The sequence below is a fragment of the Phytomonospora sp. NPDC050363 genome (assembly GCF_040655735.1).
In the GTDB taxonomy this organism is placed as follows: Bacteria; Actinomycetota; Actinomycetes; order Mycobacteriales; family Micromonosporaceae; genus Phytomonospora.
In genome coordinates this window covers 503,895-505,738 of record NZ_JBFAKK010000006.1, presented here as the reverse complement: position 1 = coordinate 505,738, position 1,844 = coordinate 503,895, and the positions used below count along the sequence as shown (strand labels likewise).

Genomic DNA, 1,844 nt, shown 5'->3' with positions numbered 1-1,844 from the left:
CCGAGGACTTAACAAAACCCTCGCTGCGTAAGTAGCGTCAATGATTTGTCTCGCACCCACTATGTTCTTCTGAAACAACACACAGAAGCACACCCCTACTTGATCGGAGGGGATCCCATTCTTCACGAGTGGATCCCTCGACCGTGACAGGCACGGGGGTTGTGCTCCGGTGACAAGTGAATGAAGAGAACACCAGTTTCGCTGGTTGTTCACCACACACCGTTAGTTTGTGTTGATGAGTGTGTCGGTGGTCATGGCGAAGGGGAAACGCCCGGTCCCATTCCGAACCCGGAAGCTAAGCCCTTCAGCGCCGATGGTACTGCCCTGGGAACGGGGTGGGAGAGTAGGACACCGCCGAACTTAACGTACGTGGCCCCGCAGGGACCCCGCCAGGGGAACCTGCGGGGCCACAGTCATGCCCGAAAAGGTTGCGCGACTTCGCCCCGGCATGGCGCGAAATACAAGACAAAAGAGGTCGCCACCACCGCGAGGTGGGGCCGCGAGCCGGAACCGTCCGGTGGGCGGGCCGGCGCGGTCGTCATGTGACGGTCGCGGTGAAATACGGGTGCGGCGGTTCGGCTGCCGCGGGATACGAGAGAATGATGGGCATGCCAGCTGCTGAGGACCGTTCGGACAAGGACCGCAACTCCAGGCCGGGTGGTGACGGCCGCGGCGAGCGGGGCCGCGAACACCGTGGCCGGAGCGACCACAACAACGGCTTCCGTGACGGCGGCCGAGGCCGCCAGGGCGGTTACAGCCGTGACGACCGTCCTCAGCGACGCGACGACCGGCCCGGTGGATCCCAGGGCCGCGATGATCGAGGCGGCGACCGCGGTGGATACCGCGGACGCGATGACCGCCCCAGCGGCGGCAGCGGTGGCTATCAGCGCCGCGATGACCGCCCCGCCGGCGGTGGCGGTTACCAGGGCCGTGACGACCGTGGTGGCGACCGTGGCTTCCAGCGCCGTGACGACCGCCCGAGCGGTGGCGGTTACCAGCGCCGTGACGACCGTCCGGGTGGCGGCAGCGGTGGCGGGTATCAGCGTCGTGACGACCGCCCCAGCGGCGGCGGTGGGTACCAGCGTCGCGATGACCGTCCGGGTGGCGGCAGCGGTGGCGGTTACCAGCGCCGTGACGATCGCCCCAGCGGTGACCGTGGCGGTTACCAGCGCCGCGATGACCGCCCCGCCGGCGGTGGCGGTTACCAGGGTCGTGACGACCGTGGTGGCGACCGTGGCTTCCAGCGCCGTGATGACCGCCCGGGTGGCGGCAGCGGCGGGTACCAGCGCAGGGACGACCGCCCCAGCGGCGGCGGTGGGTACCAGCGTCGCGATGACCGCCCGGGCGGCGGTTCCGGCGGTGGCTACCAGCGCCGTGACGATCGCCCCGGTGGTGGCTACCAGGGTCGTGACGACCGTGGTGGCGAGCGCGGAGCGTTCCGTGGCCGCGATGACCGCCCGAGCGGTGGCAGCGGCGGTGGATATCAGCGTCGTGACGACCGCCCCAGTGGTGGTTCCGGCGGTGGTTACCAGCGCCGTGACGACCGCCCGGGTGGCGGTTCCGGCGGTGGATATCAGCGTCGCGATGACCGTCCGAGCGGTGACCGTGGCGGGTACCAGCGTCGTGACGACCGCCCCAGTGGTGGTTCCGGCGGTGGATATCAGCGTCGCGATGACCGTCCGAGCGGTGACCGTGGCGGGTACCAGCGTCGTGACGACCGCCCGAGCGGTGGCAGCGGCGGTGGCTACCAGCGTCGCGATGACCGTCCGAGCGGTGACCGTGGCGGGTACCAGCGTCGTGACGACCGCCCGAGCGGTGGCAGCGGCGGTGGCTACCAGCGTCGC

The 1,844-nt window shown here is 69.4% G+C and carries 1 protein-coding gene and 1 rRNA gene; one reads left to right on the top strand and one right to left on the bottom strand.

Annotated features, from left to right (window positions below; translation table 11 throughout):
• Positions 1-243: 243 nt before the first annotated feature.
• A 5S ribosomal RNA gene (gene rrf / locus AB0I28_RS19610) occupies positions 244-360 on the top strand.
• A 53-nt stretch (positions 361-413) separates the two neighbouring features.
• Here the strand turns inward: rrf and AB0I28_RS19605 are convergent.
• Positions 414-1,844: hypothetical protein (locus tag AB0I28_RS19605; protein WP_357495116.1), on the bottom strand; the 1,431-nt coding region annotated here is incomplete at its 5' end.